Genomic DNA, 25,544 nt, shown 5'->3' with positions numbered 1-25,544 from the left:
AAAGGTTCTTGCGATGAAGGCGGGTTTCAGTCAGGACTAAGGCGTTATTCTTGGTCACCGCTGCTGGGAGTAATGATAGTGCGGAGCGTGGGCTGTCTGGGACGGCGCGCACGCGGTTATCGAAACTGATGGTCGGCGGACGGTTTTTGCGAGCTTTCTATGGGACGTGGTCGTGATTTTCGGGGGCCGCAGAAGCGCGGCTTCGATGAGGGTGGAGCCGAGCCGCGTTGGCCGGATCAGGCTCCTCCGAGCGGCGGTGGCTACGGCGGTGGTTTCGGCGGTGGCGGTGGTTTCGACCGCGGCCCGTCGCGTGCCGCTGCGGCCCCTTCGGGACCGGAGCGCGATGCGACGGTCAAGTGGTTCAACAAGGAGAAGGGCTTCGGTTTCGTCGAGCTGGCTGACGGTTCGGGCGATGCCTTCCTCCACATCCGCGCCGTCGAAGCCGCCGGCCATGCCGACCTCCTCCCCGGGACGCGCCTGACGGTCCATACGGCCCAGGGCCAGAAGGGTCCGCAGGTGACCGACGTCACCAGCGTGGACACCTCGACGGCCGAAGCCGCCCCCATGCGCGATGCGCGCCCTCCCCGCAGCGGTGGCTTCGGCGGCGGTGACCGCTTCGGCGGCGGCGGCGGCGGTGGATATGGCGGCGGTTACGGCGACCGCGGCGGCGATCGTGGCGGTGGCGGTGGTCGCTTCGCCAGCGGTCCCTCCACCGAGATGACCGGCACCGTGAAGTGGTACGATCCGGCCAAGGGCTTCGGCTTCGTCTCCGTCAACGACGGCGGCAAGGACGTGTTCGTGCACCGCTCCGCGCTCTCCCGCGCCGGCCTCGATTCCCTGGCCGAGGGCCAGCAGGTCGTGCTCGGCGTCGTCGAGGGCCAGAAGGGCCGTGAGGCCCAGAGCATCAACGTCGACGATTGATCGATCCCGGATGGCCGCGCTGCGGCCACCTTCGATGGCTCTTAAAGGACGGCGGCTCTTGGGCCGCCGTTTCTTTTCGTGGACTCTGTTGCAGCGCCGGAGGAATGGATGCCGATCGCCCTGATCGCCTGTGCGGCCCTGGTTTGGCTGGCGCGTCCCGCCTCGGCCGAGGATTTCAGCGGGTTTTATGCCGGCGTGAATGCCGGCTACGCTTTCCAGGCCGGCCACCGGGAGAGGCACGGTATCGGTACGGATGCGCTGAAGACCGGCGCCCCACCGAACGATACCGGCCTGCCGCCGAGCGCCCAGGAAGCCTCGCGCGCCCTGCAGTCGCGCTCGCAGGCGCCCGGCTCGGGCGCCGCCCTGACTCGCTGATACCGCGAGATCGTCGCGCACGGGGCCGGCCGGATCGCCGAGCCATTTCCGACGCACCCCGGAAACGAGATGGGCCTGCCGCCGCCCCCCTCGGGGAACCGGTGGCAGGCCCGTTTCGTACTTCGCCCTTGGTCGAGGAAGGTCTGATCAGACCGGCTTCTTCTCCATGCGACGCTCGAGGGCGTGCGCGTCGAGGCCGGGGACGGTGAGCGGCGCCTCGGGGGCCGTGGGGTCGTGCGGCTTGTTCTTGAGGGCGGAGGCCAGGCGATTGCGCTCGTAGAGCAGCACGACCACCACGGAAATCAGGAACGGCAGCCAGAAATAGAACAGCCGGAACACCAGCAGCGCGGCGATGACCGAGGGGCGGGCGATGTCGGGCATCGCCACGACGAAGACGAGCTCGAACACGCCAAGGCCGCCGGGAGCGTTGGAGACGAGGGCCGCCGAGAACGAGGCGAGGAAGACCGCCAGCACGACGAGGAAGCCCGGGTTTCCGGCCTCCGGCAGGGCGAAGTAGATGATGCCGGCCGCACCCAGCAGTTCCAGGGGGGCGGCGATGAGCTGGCGGCCCATGATGCGCGGGCGCGGATATTCGAGCTTGAACTTGCGGATCGTCAGCGGCTTCAGCTTCAGCAGCGAACCGGCCACGTAGAGAGCCACGAAGGCGAGGAGGCCGGCGCCGAGGATGCGGGCGGTCTTGGGGTCCGTGAGGATCGCCGGCAGGTAGCCGTTCAGCCGGGTCAGGGTGTCGGGCAGGACGGTCAGCACGAAGCCGCCGAGCAGAATGGTGCCGAGGCCGAAGGTGAAGGAGCAGAGCGCCACCAGGACGGCGACCTGGGCCGCCGAGAGGCCCTTGGCCGTGTAGGCCCGGTAGCGCACCACGGCGCCCGAGAACACCGAGGCGCCGATGTTGTGCGAGAGGGCGTAGGTGGTGAAGGAGCAGACCGAGACGAAGAACCACCCGATGTGGCGCACCCCGAGATGCAGGAGCGCAATCCGGTCGTACCAGGCGAGCGCGGCGTAGGCGACGAGGGTGGAGAGCGCAGCGAGCAGGAAGCGGTGCGGCGGGATCGCCGCGAAGCTGCCCTTGATCTCCGCCATCGAGATGCCGGCGAGCTCCTTGTAGAGGAGGTACCCCGAGCCGATCACGGCGGCGAGGCCGATGATCGGCCAGATGAAATCGCTGATCTTCTTCATGGTGGTGTCGACGAGCCCCTTACCCTTCGGGCCCTCCCTGCACCACGATGCCCTGCACCGCAAGCGCGCGACCGGACCCGCCGGACCGCCTCATCCCACGGGATCATGACGGTTTCGTGCCGGCCTTTACCGAGGCCGGTCCGGGGAGCGTCAGGCGCGGATGCGGGACAGACCGATGCCGTCCATGGCGGCCTGGTCACGGGCCGCTTCCGCAGCCCGCTCGGCGGTCCGCTCGCGGTCATCGAGGATCTCGATCTTCTTCAGATCCTCGAAGGCCTCGCCGAGTTCGGCCTTGGCCTCGGCGAGCTGGCCCTCCAGGGCGGCGGCCGACTGGCGCATGTTGTCCCGACGCGTGGCGGCGGCGCGGGCGTAGGTCGGGTAGGCGAAATGCGCCGGGTCGGAGATGCCGGCGCGGCTCTCCTCGTGGGCGACCTCGCGGTCGAGCTCCAGCGCCATGCGGGTGAAATCCGCCTTCATCATCTCGATCTGCGTCACGCGCCGACGCTTCTCGTCGACCTGGAAGCGTCGCAGCCGGATCAATGTGTCACGGGATTTCATGGACGGTCTCACTCCACGCAACGCACGGCTTGCCGGGGCGCCTTGCTTGCGCGCCGGGCCGGCTTCGATGCGCCGCGCCGGGGCGTCTCCCCTATGGCGCGCCGACGATCTCTGCCAGGCGACGGTAACCCTCGCCGATCGAAGTTGCTTCTTCCTTACCCTGACCCAGAAAAGCCTCCATTTCGGGCATCAGGGCGACCGCCTCGTCGACCTCCGCTGAAGCCCCGGCCCGATAAGCGCCGAGTCGGATCAGTTCCTCCATGTCGGCATAGGTGGAGAGCAGGCGCCGGGCCCGTCTGACGGTCGGCAGATGGGTCGGGTCGCAGGCGCGGGGCATGGTGCGCGAGACGGAGCGCAGCACGTTGATGGCCGGGTAGCGCCCGCGCTCGGCGATGCCGCGCTCCATCACGATGTGCCCGTCGAGGATGCCGCGCACGGCATCCGCCACGGGCTCGTTGTGGTCGTCGCCCTCCACCAGCACGGTGAAGAGGCCCGAGATCGCCCCCTGCCCCGTGCCCGGGCCCGCCCGCTCTAGGAGGCGCGGCAACTCGCTGAACACGGTCGGCGTGTAGCCCTTGGCGGTGGGCGGCTCCCCGGCGGCGAGGCCGATGTCGCGCTGGGCCATCGCGAAGCGCGTGATCGAGTCGATCATGCAGAGCACCTGCGCGCCCTGGTCGCGAAAATACTCCGCCACCGCCAGGGTGACGTAGGCGGCGTTGCGGCGCATCAGGGCCGGCTCGTCGGAGGTGGCCACGACGACGACCGAACGGGCGAGACCCGCCGGGCCGAGGTCGTCCTGGAGGAATTCCTGCACCTCGCGGCCGCGCTCCCCCACGAGGCCGATCACCGCCACGTCGGCGGCGGTGTAACGCGCCAGCATCGAGAGCAGGACGGACTTGCCGACGCCCGAGCCCGCGAAGATGCCCATGCGCTGCCCCGCGCACATGGTCAGGAAGGTGTTGATGCAGCGGATGCCGAGATCGAGGGGCGGGCCCACGCGCCGCCGTGCATGGGCCGGGGGCGGGTCGGCGCGCAAGGGATAGACGACGGGTCCCGGCGCCAGGGGCCCGAGCCCGTCGATGGGGCGGCCTAGGGCATCGATGGTGCGTCCGAGCCACCCCGATGAGGGTCGGATGGCGCCGGCGGCCTCGTCGCGGACCATGGCCGGGCAGCCGCGGCGCACCCCTTCCAGGGAGCCGAAGGGCATCGCCAGAGCCCGGTCGCCCTGGAAGCCGATGATCTCGCAGGGCACGGCGCCGAGGCCGTTCTCCACGGCGATGTCGAGGCGGCCACCGAGGCGCATGGCCGCCACGGGTCCGGCCACCTCCACGAGGAGCCCCCGGATGGCGACGACGCGCCCAAAGGTCTCCAGCACCTGCACGTCGGCCAGGGCAGCCCGCGCGCCAGCCAGGCGCAAGCGAGCGACGCTAGGGTCGCGTTCCGTCATCGGCGACTCTCTCAACCATTCGTTTACCTCCCTCCTTAACACTGTGTGCATCGGGCTTGTAGCAGGCCGCCGGCTCCGGCCGGGATCCGAGAAATCTTTGCCCGGGGCCACGACATTCCGATGCCGTGGCGCCGGGGAGACATCCTGCGAGAAGCGTTTACGGGCGAGGGACTTGAGGGGACACGCGGACGGTCCGCGTCGAGCCGGCAAACGGTCTTACGAGAACAGACCGTCAACGGCGAGAAGCGTGGCCGGAAATCGGGTCCAATTGCGTGCTTGCATCCGTGAATCAGGTTTTGTTAACGATTAACGAATAGCGTTTCACGTCAATGACGAGGGAGCGTCCGCCACGGGCCGGTGGCGGACGAACGGCGGGGGCTTGCCCGTACGCTGCACACGGCCGGCTGGGCTGGGGACCGACGATGCGGGTACTTCTGATCGAGGACGACAGCGCAACCGCGCAGAGCATCGAACTGATGCTCAAGTCCGAGAGCTTCAACACCTACACCACCGACCTGGGCGAGGAAGGGATCGACCTCGGCAAGCTCTACGACTACGACATCATCCTGCTGGACCTGAACCTGCCCGACATGTCGGGCTACGAGGTGCTCCGGAACCTCCGCGTCGCCAAGGTGAAGACCCCCATCCTGATCCTCTCCGGCATGGCGGGCATCGAGGACAAGGTGAAGGGCCTCGGCTTCGGCGCCGACGACTACCTCACCAAGCCGTTCCACAAGGACGAGCTCGTCGCCCGCATCCACGCCATCGTGCGTCGCTCGAAGGGCCACGCCCAGTCGGTGATCACCACGGGCGACCTCATCGTGAACCTCGACCAGAAGACCGTGGAGGTCTCCGGCTCCCGCGTGCACCTCACCGGCAAGGAGTACCAGATGCTGGAACTCCTCTCGCTGCGGAAGGGCACGACGCTCACGAAGGAAATGTTCCTCAACCACCTCTACGGCGGCATGGACGAGCCCGAGCTCAAGATCATCGACGTGTTCATCTGTAAGCTGCGCAAGAAGCTCGCCAACGCCTCTTCCGGAAAGAACTACATCGAGACCGTCTGGGGCCGCGGCTACGTGCTGCGCGAACCCAACGAGGGCGAAGAACGCATCGCCGTCTGAATTCTTCGGAGGAGACGGACGAAACGGCCCCGCGGGAGCGGGGCCTTTTTTCATTTGGCGTCCTGTTTCGCCGCGGAGCGATCGGTCCCGGGACCTCGGAGAAGTCGGATCGCGAACCACGCGCGTGTCCGCCGACATGCTCAGCCCCGGGAAGCCCGGCCTGTGCGCCGGCGTCCCGGGGCCGCGATCCTTCGCGGCTCGTAACCTCTTCAGAGACCGACCACCCTGCGCAGACCCGGGTCGGAAGCGGGTAGGCCGGGCAGCACGCGGGCGGCCGGGGCACGGGCGGCGGCGCTGGCCTGCACGTAGAGGCCCCGATGCTGGGCGTTCGGGACCAGCTTCTCGGTCAGGCCGATCACGGTCTCGGCGGCACCCAGCAGCAGCGCACCGTCCGGCGCGAGGCTGGCGCTGAGGCGCCCCAGGACGTCGCCCTTCGTCGGCGCGTCGAAATAGATCAACACGTTACGGCAGTAGATGATGTCGAAGGTGCCCAGGGCATCGAAGGGATGCAGCAGATTCAGAGGGCGGTAATCCACCATCTGCCGCAGGCTGGCGGAGATGCGCCACTGCTCGCCCATCTGCTCGAAATGCTTGATCAGCGACTGCACGGGCAGGCCGCGCTGCACCTCGAAGTGGCTGTAGAGCCCAGCCTTGGCCTTTTCCAGGACCTCGGTCGAGAGGTCCGTGGCGACGAGGTCGACATGCCAGCCGGCGAGCCGCGGAGCGGCATCCTGCAGCATCATCGCCAGGGAGTAAGGCTCCTGGCCGGTAGAGGCTGCCGCACACCAGATGCGCAGGCGGCGCTGCGCAACGCGCCGGGCCATGGCCTCCGGCAGCAGCACGTCGCGGAACAGGTCGAAGGGCGTGCGGTCGCGGAAGAAGAACGTCTCGTTGGTGGTCATCGCCTCGACCACGGCCCGTTCCAGGGCGAGATCCCGGCTGCCCTTGAGGGCGTTGACCAGAGCGCCGAGGCCCGCGAGGTTAAAGCGTCGGCAGACCGGACCGAGCCGGCTCTCGATGAGGTAGCGCTTCTCGGCGCTGAGCGCGAGGCCCGAGCGGGTCTTGAGATAGTTGCGCAGGAAGTCGAACTCGAGTTCGGTCATGCGCCCTGTCCCATCAGTAGATTGCGTAACGCGGGGCCGATCTCGGCCAGCGGCAGGATCGCCTGGGCGAGGCCCGCTTTGGCGATGCTGCCGGGCATGCCCCAGACCGTGCTGGTGGCCTCGTCCTGCGCGAGCACGGCCGCCCCGGCCTCCACGAGCGCCCGGGCACCCCCGGTGCCGTCCGACCCCATCCCGGTCAGCACCACCGCGAGGGCGGAGGCCCCGAAGATCGCGGCCGCGTCCTGGAACAGCACGTCCACGGCGGGCCGGCAGAAATTCACCACCGGGCCGTCGTGCAGCCGGATCGTCACGTCCTGGCGCGAGCCGCCGAGGCCCATGTGTCGCCCGCCGGGCGCCACGTAGATGCGCCCGGGCTGGAGGCGTTCGTCGGCCTTGCCCTCGGCCGCCGGCAGGCCAGTGCGGGCACCGAGATGCTCCGCGAACACGGCGGTGAAGACGGGCGGCATGTGCTGCACGATGAGCACGGGAAACTGTCGCAGGGTGGCGCTGCCGATCTTCTCCAGCACCTCGCCGACCGCGCGGGGACCACCCGTCGAGGCACCGACCAGCAGGACGCGGGGCGCGATACCCGTGCGCGCCTTCGGTCGAAGGACCAGTGGCGCGGTCGGGCGCAGGGCCGAGACGGGGGACGGGGCGGCCGTGCCATGGCTCACCGGCGCGACGGCGAGGGCGGGGCCGCGCTTGCGGGCGCGGGCGGAGCCGAACAAGCGGACGCGCTCGATCAGGTCGGTGCGGAACGCGTCCGAGGTGGTCACGCCCCGGTTGCTCTCGGGTTTCGGGATGTAGTCGACGGCCCCGAGGGCGAGGCAGCGCAGCGAGATGTCGGCGTTCCGCGTTGTCAGCGTCGACATCATGATGACCTGGACACCGGGGCTCTTGGCGAGCAGCAACGGCAGGGCCTGGGTGCCGTCGAGTTCCGGCATGTCGATGTCGAGAAGGATCACGTCGGGATCGTGCCGCGACATCGACTCCAGGGCGATCCGGCCGTTGGAGGCGGTGGCCACGACCTCATGGCCGGCCTCCGCGATCCAGCGGGCGACGAGCCCGCGCACGACGGCGGAATCGTCCGCGATGAGGACGCGGACGCGTTGGCCCGCCGGAGACGGCGCCGCGTGACCCGCCGCGTAGTTCGGTACTGGGGCAGCCATCATGGAGGGGTTCACGCTTCGGGTGACGCGGAGGATGGGGGAGCGGGGCGTTCGGGACCGGATCTGTGGCGGTCCCGCGCTTACGCGTCAGGCGGCGTCGGCTTCGCCGTGGAAGCCGACCTGAGCGAGCTTCGCCGTGACGATGTCACGGTCGAAGGGCTTCATGATGTATTCGTCGGCGCCGGCATGCAGCGCCCGCGCGATGGCGCCGACATCGTTCTCGGTGGTGCAGAACAGCACCTTCGGCTTCTCGCCGCCCGGCGTTTTCCGAAGCGCCCGGAGGAAATCGTAGCCGTCCATGGTCGGCATGTTCCAGTCGAGCAGGATGGCGTCCGGCATGGACTCACCACAGGCGGTGAGCGCCTTCTCGCCGTCCTCGGCTTCGCCGACCTGGAAGTTCATGGTCTCGAAGATCCGGCGGGCCACCTTCCGGATCACGGCGGAATCATCGACGATGAGACAGGTCTTCATCATTCCCACTCCCTCTTCAGGCGGCGCCGACGGTGCGGGTGTTCGTGCCGAAGGCCAGGAGGGCGTCCACGTCGAGGATGACGAGGAGGCGGCCGTCCAGCCGGTGGACGCCGAGCGTCAGGTCGCGCCAGCGCGCATCGAGATTGATCGGCACGGGCTCGTGGGTATCGGCGCCGAGCTTGAGCACTTCGCCGACGCCGTCGACGATGAGCGCGAAGGTCTCGCCGCCCTGCTCCAATCCGATCGCCATCTGGGCGCCCTCCCCCACGCGCGGGCCCATGCTGAGCCGGCGCCGCAGGCAGAGCGCGGTGACGACGCGGCCGCGCAGGTTCAGGAGGCCGACGATCTCCGGCGGCGCCAGGGGCACCGGCGTGACGCCGGCCGGGATGAAGACGTCGTGCACCCGGTCGATGGCCAGCCCGAACATGGTCTCGCCGACGAAGACGGTGACAAAGTCGTGCGTGGCGAGGGTGTCGGTGGCGTTGCTGTTGGCGGCCTGCATCATGGTCGGGGATTCCGGGAAGGGGACGGGCCGATCAGGCGGCGGCGGCGAGGCGGGTGGTGTCGAGTTCGGACAGGGCCGCGACGAGGCCGCTGCGGTCGAACTTGGCCACGAGGTCGGCGATGCCGAGGGTGCGCGCCCGCTCGATGGCGTCGGGCCCGATCGTGCCCGTCAGGGCGATGACAGGCAGGGTGGCGACGCGGCCCTCGGCCCGGCGCATGGCGCCGACGAGGTCGAAGCCGTTGCGTCCCGGCATTTCGAGGTCGCAGACCACGAGGTCGATGCGGCCGTTGCTCAGCAGGGTCGCCACCGCCTCGTCGGCGCTCGCCGCCGTGACGACGTTGTAGCCGGCGGCCTTGAGCACGGGGGTCAGCATGTCGCGGAAGAAGGCGGAGTCGTCCACGAGCAGCAGGGTGGAGCCGCGTTTCTCCGCCTTCTTGGGCCCGCGCGCCCAGTCGTCGTAGGCCAGCGGCAGGAAGTGGGCGATGTTGATGATCTCGGTGGCGCGGCCGCGCAGCACGGCGGAGCCGATGAGATCGGACCTGTCGGCCGAGATCTCCACGTCGAGGCGCTCCTCGACGATGTCGACGATCTCGTCCACCACGAGGCCCATGGCCCGCTCGCCGTCCGAGAACACCACGAGCGCCTGCTTGCCGGAGCTTCGGATCTCGATCGAGGGATCGGCGGGGACCAGCGGCATCAGGCGGCCGCGATACTGGATCAGCGGACGGCCGCCGACCCACTCGACTTTCTCCGACTCGATCTCCTCAAGGCGGGTGACGAGGGAGAGCGGGACCGCCTTGTAGCTGCCCTTGCCGCCCTTGAAGACGAGGAGTGTCGCCTTGGCGTCGGCCGCTTCCGTCTCCTCGACCTCGGCCTCCACGGGCACGCCGCCCGATTGCGAGCCCTGGCTGACATGCTGGGCGATGCCGTTGGGATCGACGATGAGCACCACGGCGCCGTCGCCCAGGATGGTGTTGCCGGCGAATAGCGGCAGGTGGCGCAGCTTCGAGGACATCGGCTTCACGACGATCTCCTCCGTGTGGAAGACCTCGTCCACGAGGATGCCGAAGCGCTGGCGCCCGACCTGCGCCACCACCACGAAGCCGGAATCCACGGCGTCCGCGGCCTGATCCTGACCGAGCACGCCCGTGAGGGTGACGATCGGCAGGAGGCGCTCGCGCAGGCGCAGGACCGGCGAGCCGTTGATGCGCTCGACCTTCTGCGCCGTCGCCTTGTCGACGCGCACGAGTTCCAGCACAGCCACCTGCGGGACGGCGTAGCGCTGGTCGCCGGCCTTGACGATGAGGGCGGCGATGATCGCGAGCGTCAGCGGGATCTTGATGGTGAAGGTGGTGCCGCGCCCGAGCTGCGTGTTGATGTCGATGACACCGCCGATGAGCTCGATGTTCGTCTTGACCACGTCCATGCCGACGCCGCGGCCCGAGACCGAGGTGATGGCCGCGGCCGTGGAGAAGCCGGGATGGAAGATGAACTTCGCCACCTGGGCGTCGGTCATCCGCTCGACCTCGGCCTGGGAGGCGACCTTGCGCTCCACGGCCTTGCGGCGGATGGCGGCGAGATCGAGGCCCTTGCCGTCGTCGGCGATCTCGATCGTGATCGTGCCGCCCTCGTGATAGGCGGAGAGGCGGATGGTGCCGCGCGCCGGCTTGCCGGCGGCCTTGCGGTCGGCCGACGACTCGATGCCGTGGTCGGCTGAGTTGCGCACCATGTGGGTGAGCGGGTCCTTGATGACCTCCAGGACCTGACGGTCGAGTTCGGTCTCGGCGCCGCTCATGACGAGCTCGATCTGCTTGCCGAGTTCCGACGACAGGTCGCGCACCACGCGGGGCAGCTTCTGCCAGGCATTGCCGATCGGCTGCATCCGGGTCTTCATGACCCCTTCCTGCAGCTCGGCCGTCACATGGCTGAGGCGCTGCAGCGGCACCTTGTAGGTGGAATCGTCGTGGCGGCGGGCGATCTCGAGGAGCTGGTTGCGGGTCAGCACCAGCTCGGACACCATCGTCATGAGGTGTTCGAGGGTATCGACGTTGACGCGGATGGTCTGGACCTTCGCGACGCCGCCCTCGCCCTCCGGCGCGGCGGGCGCGTCGGCGGCCTTCGCCGTGTCCCGGCTCCGAGCCGGCACGGGTGCCTCGGCCTCGACGGCGACGGAGACTGCCGGCATCGGCTCGGGGACGGGCGCCACGGGCGCGTCGAACGGGTCGGGACCCTCGGCCTCCATGAAGGCGCGCTCCAGATCCTCCAGGCTGACCTCGCCCGGCTTGAGCTCGCGGGCCACCGGCTCCGGCAGCTTGATATCGGCCACGGGTGCGGGCGCCGCCACCGGCGTGGCGGCCATCACTTCGAGGGCACCGATCAGGTCGTCGTCGCTTCCGGTGGGCTCAGAACCGGTGGCCTCCAGGTCGCCGAGGATCGCCTTCAGGCGATCGAGGGTCACGAGGATCAGGCTCACAGCCGGGCCGGTCACCGGCATGCCGTCGCGGAACTGCCCCATCAGGGTCTCGGCGGCGTGCGCCAGGGCTTCCAGGCGCGGCAGGCCGAGGAAGCCGCAGGTGCCCTTGATGGTGTGGACGAGGCGGAAGATGTTCCGCAGGATCGTCTGGTTGTTGGGATCCTGCTCGAACCGGACGAGCTCGGCATCGACGGTATCGAGATGCTCGGCGCTCTCGGTCAGGAACTCACGCAACAAGTCGTCCATGAGAGGCACTCGGTCCATACGCGCACTACAGTCTGTGCAACGGGACCTTGCGGGCGAACCGGTTAGGGAAGAGTTTCACAGCCGCCAATAAAGCGGGAGACAGCATAGATCCTCGCTGAACTCCCGCGATCCGCTCAGGCGAGCGCCGTTTCCGGCGGCTCGGAATCCGAGGGGCGGTCCGCCTCGGGGCCTGCATCGGCCGGCGGGGGTGTGGGAATCGCCGCGGCGGTGGGTGTGGCCTCGATCGTCACCGTGTCGCCCTCGATGGAGAAGCGCACGTCCATGGCCGCCGCGCGGGCGACGAGGCCGGCATAGAACGGCAGGATGCCGTGGGCGTCGACGCTGCCTGTCTCGGGCGTGCCGGCGATCAGGGCCTCAACGTGGGCCGGGATGCGCGCATGCGAGCCCTTGCTCTTCAGGGTCAGGGTCGGCGCCTCGCCATCGCCCTGGACGGTGACGTCGATCAGACCACCGCGCGGGATCGCGCTCTGGGCGATCATCACGAGGTTGAGGAGGAGCTTGACCTTGTTCTTCGGGAAGAGCGCCTGGGGCGCGCTCCAGGCGAGCTGCGTCTTGTCGTCGACGAACATGCCGCGTGAGACCTTCTCGGCATCGGCGACATCGATCGAAGCGCCGGCCGACCCGGCGGCCCCGAAGGCGATCCGGGCGAATTGCAGGCGGGCCGAGGCCTGGCGGGCGCTCTTGGCGATCAACTCGAGGGCGAATTCCCGCATGGCGGTGTCGCTCTCGTCCTCAAGGACCTCCAGGCCGTTCACGATGGCGCCCACGGGGCTGATCACGTCGTGGCAGACCCGCGAGCACAGGAGGGCGGAAAGGTCGAGGGCGTCGAGATCGAGGGGGGTCATGAAGCGCTCCGCGCAGGCGTTTTTCGGGCCGCGTCCGGTCGTGTACGGCACCGATAGACGGCGCCGATTGCTTTGAAAAGCGCCCGGACCGCCCGAGATCCGGGTCGACAAGATCCGACGAGACAGGCATTCTCGCTGCGATTATGTCGATAGATGCGCCAACCCGCGACCGTATTGCGACCGCCCTGATGGAAATTGCCTGCCGCGCGGGCGAGATCCTCAAGCGACATCACGGCGGCGACTGCCCGCACGTGATCAAGCCGGACGGATCACCCGCGAGCCAGGCCGACGCCGAATCCGAGGCCTTCATCCTCGCCGAACTCGACCGTCGCTGGCCGGAGATCCCGGTCATCGCGGAGGAATCTTCCTACGATCATCCGCCCGCGCCGCTGTTCTTCCTCGTCGACCCCCTCGACGGGACCCGCGACTTCCTGGCCGGAAATCCGGAGTACAGCGTGAATATCGGTCTGATCGCCGGCGACCGGCCGGTCGCGGCCGCCCTCGCCGCCCCGGGTCTCGGGCGGGTCTGGGGTGCCGGCGCGCGGGCGTTCGAAGCCACCGTCTCGGACGGGCGTCCCGGCGCCCTGGCGCCGATCGCGGTGCGGCCGCGGCCGGATGCGGGCCTCGTCGCCTTGACGAGCAACCGCCACTGCGATCACGAGACCGAACTCTGCCTCGAGGCGCTCAAGATCGGTGCCACCCGCTCGGCGGCTTCCGCCCTGAAGTTCTGCCTGATCGCGGCCGGCGAGGCCGACATCTACGTGCGCTGCGGACCGACGATGGAGTGGGACACGGCGGCCGGCGACCACATTCTCACCGTGGCCGGCGGCTGCGTCGTGGCGCCGGCCGGGCGCCCGATGACCTACGGGCACTACACGCGGCACTATCGCAACGGCCCCTTCGCGGCCCTCGGCCACGCGGGCTACGCAGACGACCTCGTTCTGCCCGAGCGCAGCCCGGCCGCACGCGGCGCTCGGCATACCGCGCGCAGCGAGAGCCCGGCTCGCGCCTGAACGGCGTCGCGGGGCGCGAACGCTGTCCCGGCCCCTGCTTGCGCATCCTTCGCCGAAGGGGGTGCCGGTTCGGCGAAAGATACCTAGTCCGGAAAATCCCGCTCGATCTGGTCCCGAAGGTCCGGCCAGCGCCGTTCCGCCTGATCGGCCAAGGCGGGCTCCGCGAGCAGGCGCGCCCGGTGTTCGAGGTTACGCAGCAGGTAGAGCCGTGCGAGCCCCTCCCCGTCCGGCAGGCAGGCGAAGATCGACGGAGCGGTATCCACGAGGCGGCCGGCCAGGATGCCGATCGGGTCGAACCCGCCGAGGCGCGGCGCGTAGCGTACGGGATCGCTCTGAAATGCCTGCCGGTTGGCGGCCCGTGCGAAGCGCCAGGTTCGACCGGCCCAGGCAGCCTCGAAGGCTGCGTACCCGGCCTCGGGCGCGCCCAGGAAGTAGCTCACCGGATCGAAGCCCGCCAGGGCGATCGGGCCGGGTGGCCGAGCGGGGAGGCTCGTCGCACGCGCGGCCGTCGCGGGTAGGGCGAGGGCGAGGGACAGCAGGTGACGGCGCGTTAACCACATCTTGCTTTGATCTGAGCGATGGTCGCGGGGGTATGCCGGCGCACGGCCGGCCCGGGCGCCGAACGATAGCCTGTTCGGTGTCCGGGGCGCTCATGGTCCTAGCCCCGAGAGGGTTAGCGCGACGCTAGCGCGCAACGAACAGTCCGAGGTCACGAGGAGGAACGAGGCATGTCGTCGAACATCCGGGTCGCCCAGTCCGCGCCCGCCGTCCCGACCCGCCGCGCGTTGCTGGCCGGCCTCGCCGGAACCCTGCTCGTCGGGGTCTCGGCCCGTGCCGTCGAGGCGGTCGAGGGTCGACCCGGCACCTTCCGGCCGGAGGAACTCGTCGACAACGGCCATCGCTTCTTCGGCTCGATGTCGCGCGGTCTCGCCCAGCTCGTCGAGGAAGCCTCACGCCGCTGGGGCGAACCCAACGGCTACATCCTCGGGCAGGAGGCGTCCGGGGCCATCGTGGGCGGCGTCCGCTACGGCGAGGGCACGCTCTATACCCGCAATGCCGGGCAGCGCCGGATCTACTGGCAGGGTCCCTCCATCGGTTTCGACGTCGGCGGCGACGGCGACCGGACCATGATGCTGGTCTACAATCTGCCCAGCGTCGCCGGACTCTACCGGCGATTCGGCGGCGTCGACGGCTCGGCCTATCTCGTCGGCGGTTTCGGCATGACGGCGGTCACGGCCAACAACGTCGTAGTCGTACCGATCCGGACCGGCGTCGGCGCCCGGCTCGGCATCAATATCGGCTACCTGAAGTTCACCGACCGGCCGACCTGGAATCCGTTCTGATGCGCAGGGCTCACGCGCGGCCGTGACGTTTGCCGGGTCGGTGTGCCTTGCCCAACTGACCCGAAAATGGGCTAAACAGAGCTTGAGACGGATGGCGCCGCGCGTGCATGCGGCGATGTCCCGCCTCCGGTCTGTGACCCATCTCCGGCGTCTTGGAAGAGCGTGCCCGCGTGATCGAATCCGTGATGATCTTCGTCCTCGGCTTCCTGGCCGCGAGCCTCTGTGGCCTGCTGCTGCTGCCGGCGGTGAACGCGCGGGCGGCCCGCCTGTCACGACGGCGGATCGAGTCGCGCCTGCCCCTCTCCCTGTCCGAGGTGGCCGCAGAGAAGGATTACCTGCGGGCCCAGTTCGCCGTCACGCAGCGCCGCCTCGAGCGGCGGGTCGAGGCGGTGACGGCCCACCGGCACGCGGACCTCGCGGCCATCGGCGCCCGGACCCTGGAAGCCGCGGCTCTGGCCCGGACGGTGGAGGACCGCGACGCGACCCTGCGTGAGCGCGAGGCGGCGATGTCCGCCACGCGCGAGACCCTGAGCGCCGTCGAGCGCGACCTCGAGCGGGTTCGCCAGGACGCGGCGATCGAGGCTGCGACGCTCCAGGTGCTGGAGGAGGCGCATCGCGAGGTGCTCGACGACCTGTTCGCGGTGCGGGACGCGCAGGCTCCGCTGCAGGAGCGACCCGTCCAGGCGGTCGCGCAATCCGGCGTGCCGGATCTCACCGCCACCCTGGTGGCCGAGCGCGAGACCCTGCGCGCCAGTCTCGCCGCCGCGGAGGAGGCCCTGGCCGAAGTTATGGCGCGGCGCGAAGGCGAGGCGGCCGACCTGCGCCGTCGGATTTCCGACGTCGCCGACAGCCTGCTGCAGCGCGAGCGCCTGCCGCCGGCGACCGCCTTTCAGCTTCCGGCGCAACCGAATTGAATCCTGCGCGTCAATGATCGCGTGATGTGCGGCGGAGTACGCCGCACACGTTGCGCGAAGCCGAGAGCGCGGCGTAGAAGGCGCCCTGACCATGCGGTGACCATCCGCGCGCCATGTTTCGACCATGTCGGCGCTTCATCGGATCGCCCATTCCCTGTTTCACGAGACGGACTGCGTCCATAATGGCCCTCAAGCTTACGTCGCTCGCCCTCGCTCTCGCCGCAACGGCGTCCGTTGCGGTCGCGCCTGCCCTGGCCCAGCCGGCGGCTCAGCCGTCGGGTGGGGCTGCCCCGCAGACCAAGCGCGGCAACGAGACCCTGAAGAAGTACTGCACCGGCGATTACCTCACCTATTGCGGCAACCTCGCCACGGACGACCCGGCCCTGGACAAGTGCTTCCAGACCAACTGGACGAAGCTCTCCGAGAATTGCCGCCGCGCCATCGACGTCTACCAGAAGACAGACGGCAAGAAGAAGGGCTGAGGCTACGCGGCCACGGTGCGGGACAGCGTGGCCGTTCGGCTCGCTTCGCGCGTCCGCAACGGCTATGCTGACGCCGATCGAGTGCCGGACCGCAAGCGTTGATGTTCCTCCGTTCCCGCCATCTTCCCGCGATCGCCGTGATCGGTCTCGTCGCGCTCGCCACCTCCGGCTGCGGACGGCGTGGCGCCCTCGAGCCGCCACCGGGCACGGAGGCCGCACGCGCGGTGGCGCGTCCGGGCCTTCCGGGTCTGGCGAGCCCCCGCGCCCTGCCCCAGAGCGTGGGCCTCGGCGGCGGAACGGCGGCGCCGTCACCCGACGCCGTGCGCAGCGGCGATGAACTCGATACGCTCGCGGTGCCGGGCTCCGGGGCCGAACCGGCGGTGAAGACCACGCGCGGCGCCAAGCGGGGCTACGTGATCCCGAAACAGCCTTTCCTGCTCGATCCGCTGCTGTAGAAGCGGGGCGCGAACATTCTCGAGGCCCGTGCACGCTCCCGTGCGAAGGCTCGCAGGCAGGCCGATGCACCATTTCCAGTATCGCGACGGACGTCTTCAGGCGGAGGACGTCGATCTGGCGGACCTCGCCGAGCGCGTGGGCACGCCCTTCTACTGCTACGCGACCGCGACGCTGGAGCGGCATTACGGCGTCTTCGCCGAGGCGTTCGGCGGCGACGACGCCCTCGTCTGCTACGCCATGAAGGCGAATTCGAATCAGGCCGTGCTGAGGACGCTGGCGCGCCTCGGTGCCGGCATGGACATCGTCTCGGAGGGCGAGCTGCGCCGGGCCCTCGCGGCCGGCGTCGATCCGCAGCGCATCGTGTTCTCGGGCGTCGGCAAGACCCGCTCCGAGATGGCCGCCGCCCTCAAGGCCGGGATCTACTGCTTCAACGTCGAGAGCGAGCCGGAACTCGCCGAACTCTCGGCCGTCGCCACCAGCCTGGGGATGACGGCCCCAATCTCGATCCGGGTCAATCCCGACGTCGATGCCGGGACGCACGCCAAGATCTCGACGGGCAAGTCGGAGAACAAGTTCGGCATCCCCATCGGCCGTGCCCCGGCGGTCTACGCCCAGGCCGCGCAGTTGCCCGGCCTCGCGGTCACCGGCGTCGACATGCATATCGGAAGTCAGATCACGGATCTGGCGCCTTTCGACCACGCGGCTGGCCTTCTTGCCGGGCTCGCTCGCGACCTGATGGCCGCGGGCCACGCCCTGCACCACATCGATTTCGGCGGCGGCCTCGGCATACCCTACCGCGACGACAACGCCCCGCCCCCTGAGCCGGCCGCCCTGTCGGCGATCCTGCGTCCGCACTTCGCCCCGCTGGGGTTGCGCCCGGTCTTCGAGATCGGCCGGATGATCGCCGGGAATGCCGGGATCCTGGTGACGCGCGTGATCTACGTGAAGCGCACCGAGGGACGGACCTTCGTCATCGTGGACGCGGCGATGAACGACCTCATCCGCCCGACGCTCTACGACGCCTACCATGCCCTGAGGCCTGTCCGGCAGCCCGGGCACGACACGGCCCGGATCGTCGCGGACGTCGTTGGCCCGGTCTGCGAGAGCGGCGACTACATTGCGCTTGGCCGCGAGATGGCTGAGGTCGCGCCCGGCGACCTGATCGCGGTGATGAGCGCCGGCGCCTACGGGGCCGTCCAGGCCGGCACCTACAACACCCGGCCCCTGGTGCCCGAGGTCCTGGTGCGGGGGGCGGACCACGCCGTCGTCCGTCCGCGCCAGACCTACGAGGAGTTGATCGGCCTCGACCGGGTGCCGGACTGGCTGAGCCCGCCCGCCGCCTGAGCGAATTGGCGGCTCAGGTGTCGATCTCGGCCTCGATCCGCGCGACGGCCTCGCTCGGCACGTCGAGGGCCGTGGCCAGCATCTTGAGGAATTCCCGCTCCTGCAGCGTATCGGCGAGCACGGAGAGGCGGACGGCGGAGTAGATCCGCGTCGCCTGCTCGGGCGTTCGCACCCGCTCGGCGATCTCGTCCACGTCGGCTGGGTCGGCGATCTCGGCCTCGAGCCAGGCCGCGCCGTCCCGCTCGATCCCGGCGGCCTGGACGGCCGCCTCGAGCCGCCGGCGCTCGTCCGCATCGATCTGGCCGTCGGCCAGGGTGGCGGCCACCATCGCCCGCAGCATGATCCGGGCCTCGTCCTCGGTCACCGGTGGCTCGGTCGCGGGCGATTCCGTCGTTTCGGCCCCCTGCAGGGCCCGGGCCGCGAGCCCGGCCACGAGGGCGAGGCCGCCGAGGGCGGTGGCGGCGAGGAGGCCGCTGCGGCGCGAGCGCACCAGGGCATCGACGATCGGCTTGGCGTCGACCGACGGCGTGGCATCCACCATGGCGGGCATCCTGTCTTTCGGTGTGGGGTCGAGGCAGCAACACGCAAGGGCCGGGCAGGGTTCACCCGCTTGCCATGCCCGCGTCGACGCGGTGAAGACCTGGGCTGATTTGACCCCGCCGCACGGTGTCTCCACCATGCTAGCCTTGCGGGCAGGCGCGGCGCCTTGAGCGACGCGCGGAGGAGCCAGACACGATGGGCGAGGCCGACCCGGCGACCTCACGAGGCAGGGACCTGACAGGCAAGGAATCCGCGGGCGATGCCGACAGCGCGCTGCGGCAGCGCCTGGACCGGCTGGTCGCCCGATCGCAGGCGGCCGGGCTTTGGGAAACCGCGTGGCCCATCCTATGGCGCGGCATCGGGCTCGTGCTTGCCTATCTGATCCTGTCCTGGCTCGGCCTCTGGCTCGACCTGCCGCCCCTGGGCCGCATCGTCGGCCTCGCTCTCTTCGCGGTTGCCCTCGCGGTGGTGCTGCTGCCCCTGGCGCGCCTGCGCCCGGGCTCGCGCCGCGATGCCCTGGCGCGGATCGACCGCGAGGCGGCGGCCAGCGGACGCACCCGACATTCCCCGGCCTCGTCGCTGGAAGACACCCTGGCGGTGGGTACGCAGGATCCGGCGACGCAAGCGCTCTGGGCCCTGCACAAGGCGCGCGCGGCAGAGTCCGTCGCGGGTCTGCGCGCCGGGCCGCCCCGTCCGGCCATGGCGCGGCGCGATCCGTTCGCCCTGCGCGCCGCCCTGATCGTGGGGGCCGTGGCGAGCCTGTTCGTCGCCGGTGCGGAGTGGCGCCCGCGTATCCTCGGCGCCTTCGACTGGCGGGCTCCGCCATCGCCCGGCCCGGACTTCCGCGTTGACGGATGGATCGATCCACCGCTCTACACACGCCTGCCGCCCCTCGTCGTCACGATGAACGGTGAGCGTCAGACCCTGCGCGCGCCGGTCAATTCCACCCTGATCGTGCGCATCGCCGGCCATGGCGAGGCCGTGCTGACCCCGAATGCGGGCCTGAAGGCGATTCCCGGCAAGCTGCCGCAGGCGTCTGGCAAGCTACCGGAGGCATCCGGAAACGTGCCGCGATCGGATCTACGCGAGGACCGCTTCCAGCTGGTCGGCGGCGTCGCGGACCTGACCATCGCCACGGGCGGCGCGACCCAGCACCTCGTCGTCGAGACGATCCCCGATACCCCACCCGAGGTGCAGCGCATCGGCAGCCTTGAGGTCAATGCACGCGGTACCTTCAACCTGACTTACCGGGCCAAGGACGATTACGGCATCGCCTCGGCCGAGGGCCTCGTCGAGCCGCTGGCGAACACCCGGACCCTGGTGCCGCCGCCGCGCATCGCCCTCGCGCTGCCCGCCGACGCCACGGGCGAGCACGACACCAAGACGCTGGTCGACCTCACCGACAATCCCTGGTCCGGCGCGCGCGTGCGCCTGACCCTGGTGGTCAAGGACGAGGCCGGGCAGGAAGGGCGCACGCCGACCGCCGAGATCACCCTGCCGGCCCGCATCTTCGCGCAGCCCCTGGCCCGGGCGCTGGCCGAGGAGCGCCGCCGCCTGATCACGGCCCCCGACGAGAGCCGCGGACGCGTGCTGACCGCCCTCGACGCGCTCCTCATCGCGCCGGACCGATTCACGCCTCAGCCAAGCGTCTTCCTCGGCCTGAAGACCGCCTCGCGCCGCTTGCGGGCCGCTCGCAGCGACGAGGCCCTGATGGAGGTGGCGGACCTGCTCTGGGAGATGGCTCTCAAGATCGAGGACGGTGATCTCTCCGATGCGGAGAAAAGCCTCCGGGCCGCCCAGGACAACCTCAAGCAGGCCATCGAGCGCAACGCGCCCGACGAAGAGATCAAGAAGCTCACGGAGGACCTGAAGCAGGCCCTCGACAAGTTCATGAAGGGCATGGCCGAGCGCCAGCGCAAGGACGGGAAGCCCCCGGGCGAGAAGAGCCAGCCGAACCCGAACGCCAAGACGGTGACGCCGGACGACCTCAACAAGATGCTGAACGACATGGCCGAGGCCATGAAGCGCGGCGACACCGCGGAGGCGCAGCGGCTCCTCGACCAGTTGCGCGAGACCCTGGAGAACCTTCAGACGGCGGAACCGGGCGGCAAGTCGGACCCGAACGGCCGCGAGATGAGTAAGCAGGCCGACGAGCTCGACAAGCTCTCCCGCGAGCAGCAGGACCTGCGCGACGAAACCTTCAAGGACGGTCAGGACAAGCGCGGCCAGCAGGGCCAGGGTCAACGGGGCCAACGCCCACAGCGTGGCCAGCAGGGTCAGCAGCAGGACGGACAGAAGGGTCAGCCCGGTCAGCAGGGCCAGGGTCAACAGGGTCAGGGCCAGCAAGGCCAGGGGCAGCAAGGCCAGAAGGGTGAGGGCCAGAAGGGCGCCGGTCAGCGCCAGCAGGCTCTGCGCGAGCGGCTGGAGGACCTTCAACGCCGCATGAAGGATCTCGGCATGCAGGGCGAGGAAGGCCTGTCGGATGCCGAGGAGGCGATGCGCGAGGCCGAAGGCGCCCTCGGGCAGGGCAAGGAGGGCGATGCGGTCGATGCCCAGGGCCGGGCCCTCGATGGGCTGAAGCGCGGCGCCGAGGGCATGCAGAAGCAGATGCAGGAGATGGCGGAAGCCGACGGCGAGGGCAAAGGCGAGGGTGAGGGCGGCGAGCAGCCGAGCCAGCAGGGCCAGGCCGGCAACCGCGAGGACGACCCGCTCGGCCGCCCCACCAAGGGCCGCGACATGTCCAACGGTAACGCTCGCGTGCCGACGGCGGACGAATCAGCCGTCCAGCGGACCCGCCGCATCATGGAGGAACTGCGCCGCAAGCTCGGCGACCCGAGCCGTCCCCGCGAGGAGCTCGACTATTTCGAGCGCCTGCTCCGTCGGAACTGATGGGAGCGCCGATGCGCCGCCCTGCCCCATGGGCTCCGCGCCTTGCGGGGTCCATAGGGAGCAGACCTGAATACTAGATCCGCCAGCCGCGAGACGTCACGCCGTGATCTCCTCCAACACCCTCGTTCTCCTTGCCTGCCTCGCGGTGGCGGCCGTGCTGCTCCTCGGCCTCGTCAACATGATGCGGGGCGGCAGTGCCAACGTCTCGCAGAAGCTGATGCGCCTGCGCGTCCTGCTCCAGTTCCTGGCGATCATCCTGATCATGGGCGTGGTCTGGTGGCGCTCGGCCTGACGCGCCCGGCATGAGTGTCCGGGATGCGCTGAAGGGGCTCGCCGGCGATCGCCGCATCGCGGCAATGCTGGGCCTCGGCTTCAGCTCTGGCATTCCCTTCCTGCTCGTCTACGTGACGCAATCGGCGTGGCTCTCCGAGGCGAAGGTGCCGATCGGCATCCTCGGCCTCATGAGCGAGCTGACGCTGGCCTACAAGTTCAAGTTCCTGTGGGCGCCGTTCCTCGACCGTTACGACGCGCCCGTGTTCGGCCGCTGGCTGGGCCGCCGACGGGGCTGGATCATCGTCTCGCAGATCGGCGTGATCCTGGCGCTCGCGGGAATCGCCTTCGGCGATCCGGCGCACTGGCTCGCCTGGACCATCGTGTTCTCCCTCGCACTGGGCTTCGCGGGCGCGACGCAGGACGTGGTCATCGATGGCTGGCGCATCACCGTGGCGCCCCTGGAGCGGCAATCGCTGATGTCGTCCTGGGCCGAGATCGGCTGGCGTATGGGCAACCTCGCGGCCGGCGCCGGCGCGCTCTATCTCGCCGACGCCTATGGCTGGCGGGCCGCCTATCTCTGCATGGCCGTCGCGATGGCGCCCGGACTCGCCGCCGCGCTCCTCGCCCCCGAGCCGGAATCCGACCGGAGCGGGGCGCCCGTGCACGCCGGCTTCGTCGAGACGATCGTGGCCCCGATCCGCGACCTCATCGGACGCCTCGGCCCCATGGCGGTCCCGGTCCTCCTGATGGTGGCGGGCTTCCGAATGCCCGGCTACGTCTCCAGCGCGATGGCGATGCCGCTCTTCAAGAGTCTGCACTATTCGAACACCGACATCGCGACGGTGACGAAGCTGTTCGGTTTCGGCGTGGCCCTCGGGGGCACCTTCCTGGCCTCCTACATCGTTCCCCGGATCGGCATCATGGCGAGCCTCGTGGCCGGCACGGTGTTCGGGTCCGCCTCGCATCTCAGCCTGGCCTACCTCGCCCTGCACGGGGGCGACGGAGGCGGCGCCTTCTGGACCTTCGCCGTCACCGTCAGCATCGACAGCTTCGCCTACGCCTTCGCGTCGATCGTCCTCATCACCTACATGTCGTCCCTGACGGCGACGGAGCATGCGGCGAGCCAGTACGCCCTGCTCACCTCCCTGTGCGCCCTCCCCGGCAGCCTTCTGGCGGGCGCGTCCGGCTTCGTCATCGAGGCCACGGGGTTCGTCTGGTTCTTCGTGGCGACGTCGGTCATCGGCCTGCCCGTCGCGCTGCTGTGCTGGTACGTCTGGCGCCGGCAGCAGGCGGGTGCGCAGCCCGCCGTTGCATCCGCGTCCTGACCGCCCGGTCCCTAATCCCCGGGGCGGGCGATGGCCTGGCACATGGCGTCCATGTGTGGCCCCGCGGTCTCACTCGGCGGCTATCGGCGTTCCCGAACCGCTATTGGAGCCATGACGCCTGCCGCCCAGGCAAGAGGCCATGCTAGACAAGGTCGGTCCAACCGGAACCGTTTTCATGCATTCCCACTCGTTCCGCCTCGCCGCCGCCGGTTTCGCCCTCGCTGCGGCCGTGCCGGTCCAGGCCGCCGACTTCCGGTCCGAGCCGCCGCCGGCCGCCTATGTGAGCCCGGTCAAGCCGCTGAGCATCGTCTCCGAGGTTCGCATCGGTGGAGCCGTGCAGGACCCGGGGAGCGCGGAACACAACACCAACAACATCAACGGCGAAATCCTCTTCGCCAAGCCGCTCGTCAGCGTCGATCCGTTCTGGCAGGCCTTCGTGCCGCGCCCGACCGTCGGCGGCAGCTACAATTTCGGTGGCCGCACCAGCTACGCCTATATCGGCGCGACCTGGACCGTGGATCTGTTCCCGCAGACCCTGAACAACATCGTCTTCCTCGAAGGCTTCTTCGGCGCCGGCGCCCACAACGGCTATACGGGTCCCAAGCCCACGGCCCCGGCCGGCTTCAACACGCTGGGCTGCAACCCGCTGTTCCGCGAGGCCGCCGCCCTCGGCTTCCGTCTCACCGAGCACTGGAGCATCATGGCCACCGTCGAGCACATGTCGAATGCCGGCCTGTGCGCGAACAACCGCGGCCTGACCAATTTCGGTGGCAAGCTCGGCTACACGTTCTGATCGGCACGCCCGAGCTTCACCTTTCCACGTCTGGGCCGGTCTCGCAGCAGCGGGCCGGCCCTTCGCGTTTCGTGGCGCCTTCCGAATGGCCGAAACTGCGCTAGGTTGGCCGGCATCAAGCTGCGGCCCCTTCACCCGCCGCAGGTCTGGCCCCCTCGAGATCGGACGTCATCGTGGTCACGCTCAACCGCATCTACACCCGCACCGGTGATAAGGGATCGACGGCGCTCGCCAGCGGCGAACGCCGCTCGAAGGCCGACCTGCGGATCGAGACCTACGGCACCGTCGACGAGACCAACGCCTGCATCGGCCTCGCCCGCCTCCACGCCGATCCCCGGCTCGACGCGATGCTGGGCGCCATCCAGAACGATCTGTTCGATCTCGGGGCCGACCTCGCGACCCCTGAGAGCGCAGAGCCGCCGAAATACGAGCCCCTGCGCGTGGTCGCCACGCAGGTCCAGCGGATCGAGCGGGACATCGACGCCCTGAACGCGGATCTGTCGCCTCTCAAATCCTTCGTGCTTCCGGGTGGCTCACCGGCAGCGGCGGCCCTTCACCTCGCCCGCACGACGTGCCGGCGGGCCGAGCGCCTCGCCGTGGCGCTGGCCGCCACCGAGGGCGAGATCGTCTCGCCGGAAGCCCTGCAGTACCTCAATCGCCTGTCCGACTTCCTGTTCGTGGCGAGCCGGACCGCGAATGCCAACGGGGCCGACGACGTGCTCTGGGTGCCTGGCAAGAACCGCTGACGGGACGCGCGGGCCCCGCCGTTCGTCGCGGCGATCGGAACGCCCCCTGCCGCGTCGGCGGGCCCGCGTTGACAAGGCGGAAATGAGGCCGTTACGGTCCGCCGCCTCAATGACCAGGGTTCAGGATCTCCGGCTCGCCCGGATCTCCGCTGCGCGCCGCGCCGGCCTGGTCGAAGAAAATTGTCCGCGCGGAGGATTGTGAACGCCATGAAGGTTCTGGTGCCCGTCAAGCGGGTCGTCGACTACAACGTCAAGATCCGGGTCAAGGCCGACGGTTCGGGCGTGGATCTCGCCAACGTCAAGATGTCGATGAATCCCTTCGACGAGATCGCCGTCGAGGAGGCGATCCGCCTGAAGGAGAAGGGCAAGGCCACCGAGATCGTGGCCGTCTCCATCGGCCCGCAGCAGGCGCAGGAGACCCTGCGCACCGCGCTCGCCATGGGCGCCGACCGTGCGATCCTGGTGAAGACCGACGGCCTCGTCGAGCCGCTGGCGGTGGCCAAGATCCTCAAGGCCATCGTCGAGAAGGAGGCCCCCGGCCTCGTCATCCTCGGCAAGCAGGCCATCGACGACGATTCGAACCAGACCGGCCAGATGCTGGCCGCGCTCCTCGACTGGCCGCAGGGCACCTTCGCCTTCAAGGTGGAGTTCGGCGAGGGGTCGATCGACGTCACCCGCGAGATCGACGGCGGCCTCCAGACCGTCACGCTGACGCTGCCCGCCATCGTCACGACGGACCTGCGTCTCAACGAGCCGCGCTACGCCTCCCTGCCCAACATCATGAAGGCCAAGAAGAAGCCCCTCGAGGAGATGACGCCCGACGCGCTGGGCGTCGACGTCACCCCGCGCATCACGGTCATCAAGACCGTCGAGCCCGCCGGCCGCAAGGCAGGCGTGAAGGTCGAGTCGGCCGCCGCTCTGGTCCAGAAGCTCAAGGTCGAGGCCGGCGTCATCTAGCGACACCGCTCTCC

At 69.6% G+C, this 25,544-nt stretch carries 26 protein-coding genes; 15 read left to right on the top strand and 11 right to left on the bottom strand.

The annotated features are described in order from the left end of the window. Positions 1–159: 159 nt before the first annotated feature. Positions 160–921, top strand: coding sequence for a cold-shock protein (locus MKK58_RS26845; RefSeq protein ID WP_279578326.1), 762 nt, complete (start codon positions 160–162; stop codon positions 919–921). A 108-nt stretch (positions 922–1,029) separates the two neighbouring features. After that, positions 1,030–1,296, top strand: a complete 267-nt coding sequence (locus MKK58_RS11350) for a hypothetical protein (protein ID WP_243912172.1) — start codon at positions 1,030–1,032, stop codon at positions 1,294–1,296. Positions 1,297–1,443: 147 nt separating this feature from the next. Here the strand turns inward: MKK58_RS11350 and MKK58_RS11345 are convergent, their stop codons facing one another. From MKK58_RS11345 to fliI, 3 genes are all read right to left on the bottom strand, one after another. Then, positions 1,444–2,493 (bottom strand): lysylphosphatidylglycerol synthase domain-containing protein, encoded by a 1,050-nt coding sequence (locus tag MKK58_RS11345; RefSeq protein ID WP_243912171.1) that lies wholly within the window; start codon positions 2,491–2,493, stop codon positions 1,444–1,446. Between the two features lie 150 nt (positions 2,494–2,643). Then, the gene (fliJ, locus tag MKK58_RS11340; protein ID WP_056190161.1) at positions 2,644–3,051 is read right to left on the bottom strand and encodes a flagellar export protein FliJ; all 408 of its coding nucleotides are present in this window, start codon (positions 3,049–3,051) and stop codon (positions 2,644–2,646) included. A gap of 91 nt (positions 3,052–3,142) precedes the next feature. Next, positions 3,143–4,498 carry a flagellar protein export ATPase FliI gene (gene fliI / locus MKK58_RS11335; protein WP_243912170.1) on the bottom strand — a complete coding sequence of 452 codons (1,356 nt, stop codon included), beginning with the start codon at positions 4,496–4,498 and terminating at the stop codon, positions 3,143–3,145. A gap of 422 nt (positions 4,499–4,920) precedes the next feature. Between fliI and ctrA the strand changes: the two genes are divergently transcribed. Further along, positions 4,921–5,622 carry a response regulator transcription factor CtrA gene (gene ctrA, locus MKK58_RS11330; protein ID WP_019903129.1) on the top strand — a complete coding sequence of 234 codons (702 nt, stop codon included), beginning with the start codon at positions 4,921–4,923 and terminating at the stop codon, positions 5,620–5,622. Between the two features lie 209 nt (positions 5,623–5,831). Here ctrA and MKK58_RS11325 read toward each other — a convergent pair whose 3' ends face one another. From MKK58_RS11325 to chpT, 6 genes are all read right to left on the bottom strand, one after another. Further along, a complete protein-coding gene (locus MKK58_RS11325) occupies positions 5,832–6,725 on the bottom strand; it encodes a CheR family methyltransferase (RefSeq protein ID WP_243912169.1) in 894 nt (297 codons plus the stop codon). After that, positions 6,722–7,897 carry a chemotaxis response regulator protein-glutamate methylesterase gene (locus tag MKK58_RS11320; protein ID WP_409565231.1) on the bottom strand — a complete coding sequence of 392 codons (1,176 nt, stop codon included), beginning with the start codon at positions 7,895–7,897 and terminating at the stop codon, positions 6,722–6,724. The genes MKK58_RS11325 and MKK58_RS11320 overlap by 4 nt, the downstream gene beginning before the upstream one ends. A gap of 84 nt (positions 7,898–7,981) precedes the next feature. After that, positions 7,982–8,365: a PleD family two-component system response regulator gene (locus MKK58_RS11315; RefSeq protein ID WP_243912302.1), complete on the bottom strand. Its 384-nt coding sequence runs from the start codon at positions 8,363–8,365 to the stop codon at positions 7,982–7,984. A gap of 16 nt (positions 8,366–8,381) precedes the next feature. Further along, entirely contained in the window at positions 8,382–8,867 is a 486-nt protein-coding gene (locus MKK58_RS11310) for a chemotaxis protein CheW (RefSeq protein ID WP_243912301.1), read from the bottom strand. Between the two features lie 34 nt (positions 8,868–8,901). Next, positions 8,902–11,589, bottom strand: coding sequence for a hybrid sensor histidine kinase/response regulator (locus MKK58_RS11305; RefSeq protein WP_243912168.1), 2,688 nt, complete (start codon positions 11,587–11,589; stop codon positions 8,902–8,904). A 134-nt stretch (positions 11,590–11,723) separates the two neighbouring features. After that, positions 11,724–12,455 carry a histidine phosphotransferase ChpT gene (gene chpT / locus MKK58_RS11300; protein ID WP_243912167.1) on the bottom strand — a complete coding sequence of 244 codons (732 nt, stop codon included), beginning with the start codon at positions 12,453–12,455 and terminating at the stop codon, positions 11,724–11,726. 143 nt (positions 12,456–12,598) lie between these two features. On the opposite strand from chpT, the gene MKK58_RS11295 reads away from it, so the two are divergent. Further along, a complete protein-coding gene (locus MKK58_RS11295; protein WP_243912166.1) occupies positions 12,599–13,468 on the top strand; it encodes a 3'(2'),5'-bisphosphate nucleotidase CysQ in 870 nt (289 codons plus the stop codon). An 83-nt stretch (positions 13,469–13,551) separates the two neighbouring features. On the opposite strand, the gene MKK58_RS11290 is transcribed toward MKK58_RS11295, so the two are convergent. After that, positions 13,552–14,028, bottom strand: a complete 477-nt coding sequence (locus MKK58_RS11290; RefSeq protein ID WP_243912165.1) for a hypothetical protein — start codon at positions 14,026–14,028, stop codon at positions 13,552–13,554. 168 nt (positions 14,029–14,196) lie between these two features. On the opposite strand from MKK58_RS11290, the gene MKK58_RS11285 reads away from it, so the two are divergent. The 5 genes from MKK58_RS11285 (at position 14,197) to lysA (ending at position 18,007) form a co-directional block, all read left to right on the top strand. Then, the gene (locus MKK58_RS11285) at positions 14,197–14,811 is read left to right on the top strand and encodes a DUF1134 domain-containing protein (RefSeq protein ID WP_243912164.1); all 615 of its coding nucleotides are present in this window, start codon (positions 14,197–14,199) and stop codon (positions 14,809–14,811) included. A gap of 170 nt (positions 14,812–14,981) precedes the next feature. Further along, the gene (locus MKK58_RS11280; protein WP_243912163.1) at positions 14,982–15,725 is read left to right on the top strand and encodes a hypothetical protein; all 744 of its coding nucleotides are present in this window, start codon (positions 14,982–14,984) and stop codon (positions 15,723–15,725) included. A gap of 182 nt (positions 15,726–15,907) precedes the next feature. Continuing rightward, positions 15,908–16,207, top strand: coding sequence for a 3',5'-cyclic-nucleotide phosphodiesterase (locus MKK58_RS11275; protein WP_243912162.1), 300 nt, complete (start codon positions 15,908–15,910; stop codon positions 16,205–16,207). Positions 16,208–16,308: 101 nt separating this feature from the next. Further along, positions 16,309–16,662, top strand: coding sequence for an LPS translocon maturation chaperone LptM (gene lptM, locus MKK58_RS11270; RefSeq protein ID WP_243912161.1), 354 nt, complete (start codon positions 16,309–16,311; stop codon positions 16,660–16,662). Positions 16,663–16,726: 64 nt separating this feature from the next. Continuing rightward, the gene (gene lysA, locus MKK58_RS11265; RefSeq protein WP_243912160.1) at positions 16,727–18,007 is read left to right on the top strand and encodes a diaminopimelate decarboxylase; all 1,281 of its coding nucleotides are present in this window, start codon (positions 16,727–16,729) and stop codon (positions 18,005–18,007) included. 13 nt (positions 18,008–18,020) lie between these two features. Here the strand turns inward: lysA and MKK58_RS11260 are convergent, their stop codons facing one another. Next, a complete protein-coding gene (locus tag MKK58_RS11260) occupies positions 18,021–18,548 on the bottom strand; it encodes a tellurite resistance TerB family protein (protein WP_243912159.1) in 528 nt (175 codons plus the stop codon). Positions 18,549–18,742: 194 nt separating this feature from the next. Between MKK58_RS11260 and MKK58_RS11255 the strand changes: the two genes are divergently transcribed. The 6 genes from MKK58_RS11255 (at position 18,743) to MKK58_RS11230 (ending at position 25,530) form a co-directional block, all read left to right on the top strand. Then, positions 18,743–21,436 carry a TIGR02302 family protein gene (locus MKK58_RS11255; protein WP_243912158.1) on the top strand — a complete coding sequence of 898 codons (2,694 nt, stop codon included), beginning with the start codon at positions 18,743–18,745 and terminating at the stop codon, positions 21,434–21,436. 106 nt (positions 21,437–21,542) lie between these two features. After that, on the top strand, positions 21,543–21,728 hold the full coding sequence (locus tag MKK58_RS11250) for a twin transmembrane helix small protein (RefSeq protein ID WP_243912300.1): 186 nt from the start codon (positions 21,543–21,545) through the stop codon (positions 21,726–21,728). Between the two features lie 10 nt (positions 21,729–21,738). Continuing rightward, complete coding sequence (locus MKK58_RS11245) at positions 21,739–23,034, top strand: AmpG family muropeptide MFS transporter (RefSeq protein ID WP_243912157.1); 1,296 nt, start codon at positions 21,739–21,741, stop codon at positions 23,032–23,034. A 175-nt stretch (positions 23,035–23,209) separates the two neighbouring features. After that, a complete protein-coding gene (locus MKK58_RS11240; RefSeq protein ID WP_243912156.1) occupies positions 23,210–23,827 on the top strand; it encodes an acyloxyacyl hydrolase in 618 nt (205 codons plus the stop codon). 173 nt (positions 23,828–24,000) lie between these two features. Further along, positions 24,001–24,573 carry a cob(I)yrinic acid a,c-diamide adenosyltransferase gene (locus MKK58_RS11235; RefSeq protein ID WP_243912155.1) on the top strand — a complete coding sequence of 191 codons (573 nt, stop codon included), beginning with the start codon at positions 24,001–24,003 and terminating at the stop codon, positions 24,571–24,573. Positions 24,574–24,780: 207 nt separating this feature from the next. Continuing rightward, on the top strand, positions 24,781–25,530 hold the full coding sequence (locus MKK58_RS11230) for an electron transfer flavoprotein subunit beta/FixA family protein (RefSeq protein ID WP_243912154.1): 750 nt from the start codon (positions 24,781–24,783) through the stop codon (positions 25,528–25,530). Positions 25,531–25,544 lie beyond the last annotated feature (14 nt).

Source organism: Methylobacterium sp. J-078 (assembly GCF_022829285.1).
Taxonomy (GTDB): domain Bacteria; phylum Pseudomonadota; class Alphaproteobacteria; order Rhizobiales; family Beijerinckiaceae; genus Methylobacterium.
This window is presented reverse-complemented; position numbering and strand designations above follow the sequence as displayed.

What these genes read in the sequence shown, in the direction of transcription:
- MKK58_RS26845 (WP_279578326.1), top strand. Translation starts at nt 160, where the DNA reads ATGGGACGTGGTCGTGATTTTCGGGGGCCGCAGAAGCGCGGCTTCGAT.
- MKK58_RS11350 (WP_243912172.1), top strand. Translation starts at nt 1,030, where the DNA reads ATGCCGATCGCCCTGATCGCCTGTGCGGCCCTGGTTTGGCTGGCGCGT.
- MKK58_RS11345 (WP_243912171.1), bottom strand. Translation starts at nt 2,493, where the DNA reads ATGAAGAAGATCAGCGATTTCATCTGGCCGATCATCGGCCTCGCCGCC.
- fliJ (WP_056190161.1), bottom strand. Translation starts at nt 3,051, where the DNA reads ATGAAATCCCGTGACACATTGATCCGGCTGCGACGCTTCCAGGTCGAC.
- fliI (WP_243912170.1), bottom strand. Translation starts at nt 4,498, where the DNA reads ATGACGGAACGCGACCCTAGCGTCGCTCGCTTGCGCCTGGCTGGCGCG.
- ctrA (WP_019903129.1), top strand. Translation starts at nt 4,921, where the DNA reads ATGCGGGTACTTCTGATCGAGGACGACAGCGCAACCGCGCAGAGCATC.
- MKK58_RS11325 (WP_243912169.1), bottom strand. Translation starts at nt 6,725, where the DNA reads ATGACCGAACTCGAGTTCGACTTCCTGCGCAACTATCTCAAGACCCGC.
- MKK58_RS11320 (WP_409565231.1), bottom strand. Translation starts at nt 7,897, where the DNA reads ATGATGGCTGCCCCAGTACCGAACTACGCGGCGGGTCACGCGGCGCCG.
- MKK58_RS11315 (WP_243912302.1), bottom strand. Translation starts at nt 8,365, where the DNA reads ATGAAGACCTGTCTCATCGTCGATGATTCCGCCGTGATCCGGAAGGTG.
- MKK58_RS11310 (WP_243912301.1), bottom strand. Translation starts at nt 8,867, where the DNA reads ATGCAGGCCGCCAACAGCAACGCCACCGACACCCTCGCCACGCACGAC.
- MKK58_RS11305 (WP_243912168.1), bottom strand. Translation starts at nt 11,589, where the DNA reads ATGGACGACTTGTTGCGTGAGTTCCTGACCGAGAGCGCCGAGCATCTC.
- chpT (WP_243912167.1), bottom strand. Translation starts at nt 12,455, where the DNA reads ATGACCCCCCTCGATCTCGACGCCCTCGACCTTTCCGCCCTCCTGTGC.
- MKK58_RS11295 (WP_243912166.1), top strand. Translation starts at nt 12,599, where the DNA reads ATGTCGATAGATGCGCCAACCCGCGACCGTATTGCGACCGCCCTGATG.
- MKK58_RS11290 (WP_243912165.1), bottom strand. Translation starts at nt 14,028, where the DNA reads ATGTGGTTAACGCGCCGTCACCTGCTGTCCCTCGCCCTCGCCCTACCC.
- MKK58_RS11285 (WP_243912164.1), top strand. Translation starts at nt 14,197, where the DNA reads ATGTCGTCGAACATCCGGGTCGCCCAGTCCGCGCCCGCCGTCCCGACC.
- MKK58_RS11275 (WP_243912162.1), top strand. Translation starts at nt 15,908, where the DNA reads ATGGCCCTCAAGCTTACGTCGCTCGCCCTCGCTCTCGCCGCAACGGCG.
- lptM (WP_243912161.1), top strand. Translation starts at nt 16,309, where the DNA reads ATGTTCCTCCGTTCCCGCCATCTTCCCGCGATCGCCGTGATCGGTCTC.
- lysA (WP_243912160.1), top strand. Translation starts at nt 16,727, where the DNA reads ATGCACCATTTCCAGTATCGCGACGGACGTCTTCAGGCGGAGGACGTC.
- MKK58_RS11260 (WP_243912159.1), bottom strand. Translation starts at nt 18,548, where the DNA reads ATGGTGGATGCCACGCCGTCGGTCGACGCCAAGCCGATCGTCGATGCC.
- MKK58_RS11255 (WP_243912158.1), top strand. Translation starts at nt 18,743, where the DNA reads ATGGGCGAGGCCGACCCGGCGACCTCACGAGGCAGGGACCTGACAGGC.
- MKK58_RS11245 (WP_243912157.1), top strand. Translation starts at nt 21,739, where the DNA reads ATGAGTGTCCGGGATGCGCTGAAGGGGCTCGCCGGCGATCGCCGCATC.
- MKK58_RS11240 (WP_243912156.1), top strand. Translation starts at nt 23,210, where the DNA reads ATGCATTCCCACTCGTTCCGCCTCGCCGCCGCCGGTTTCGCCCTCGCT.
- MKK58_RS11230 (WP_243912154.1), top strand. Translation starts at nt 24,781, where the DNA reads ATGAAGGTTCTGGTGCCCGTCAAGCGGGTCGTCGACTACAACGTCAAG.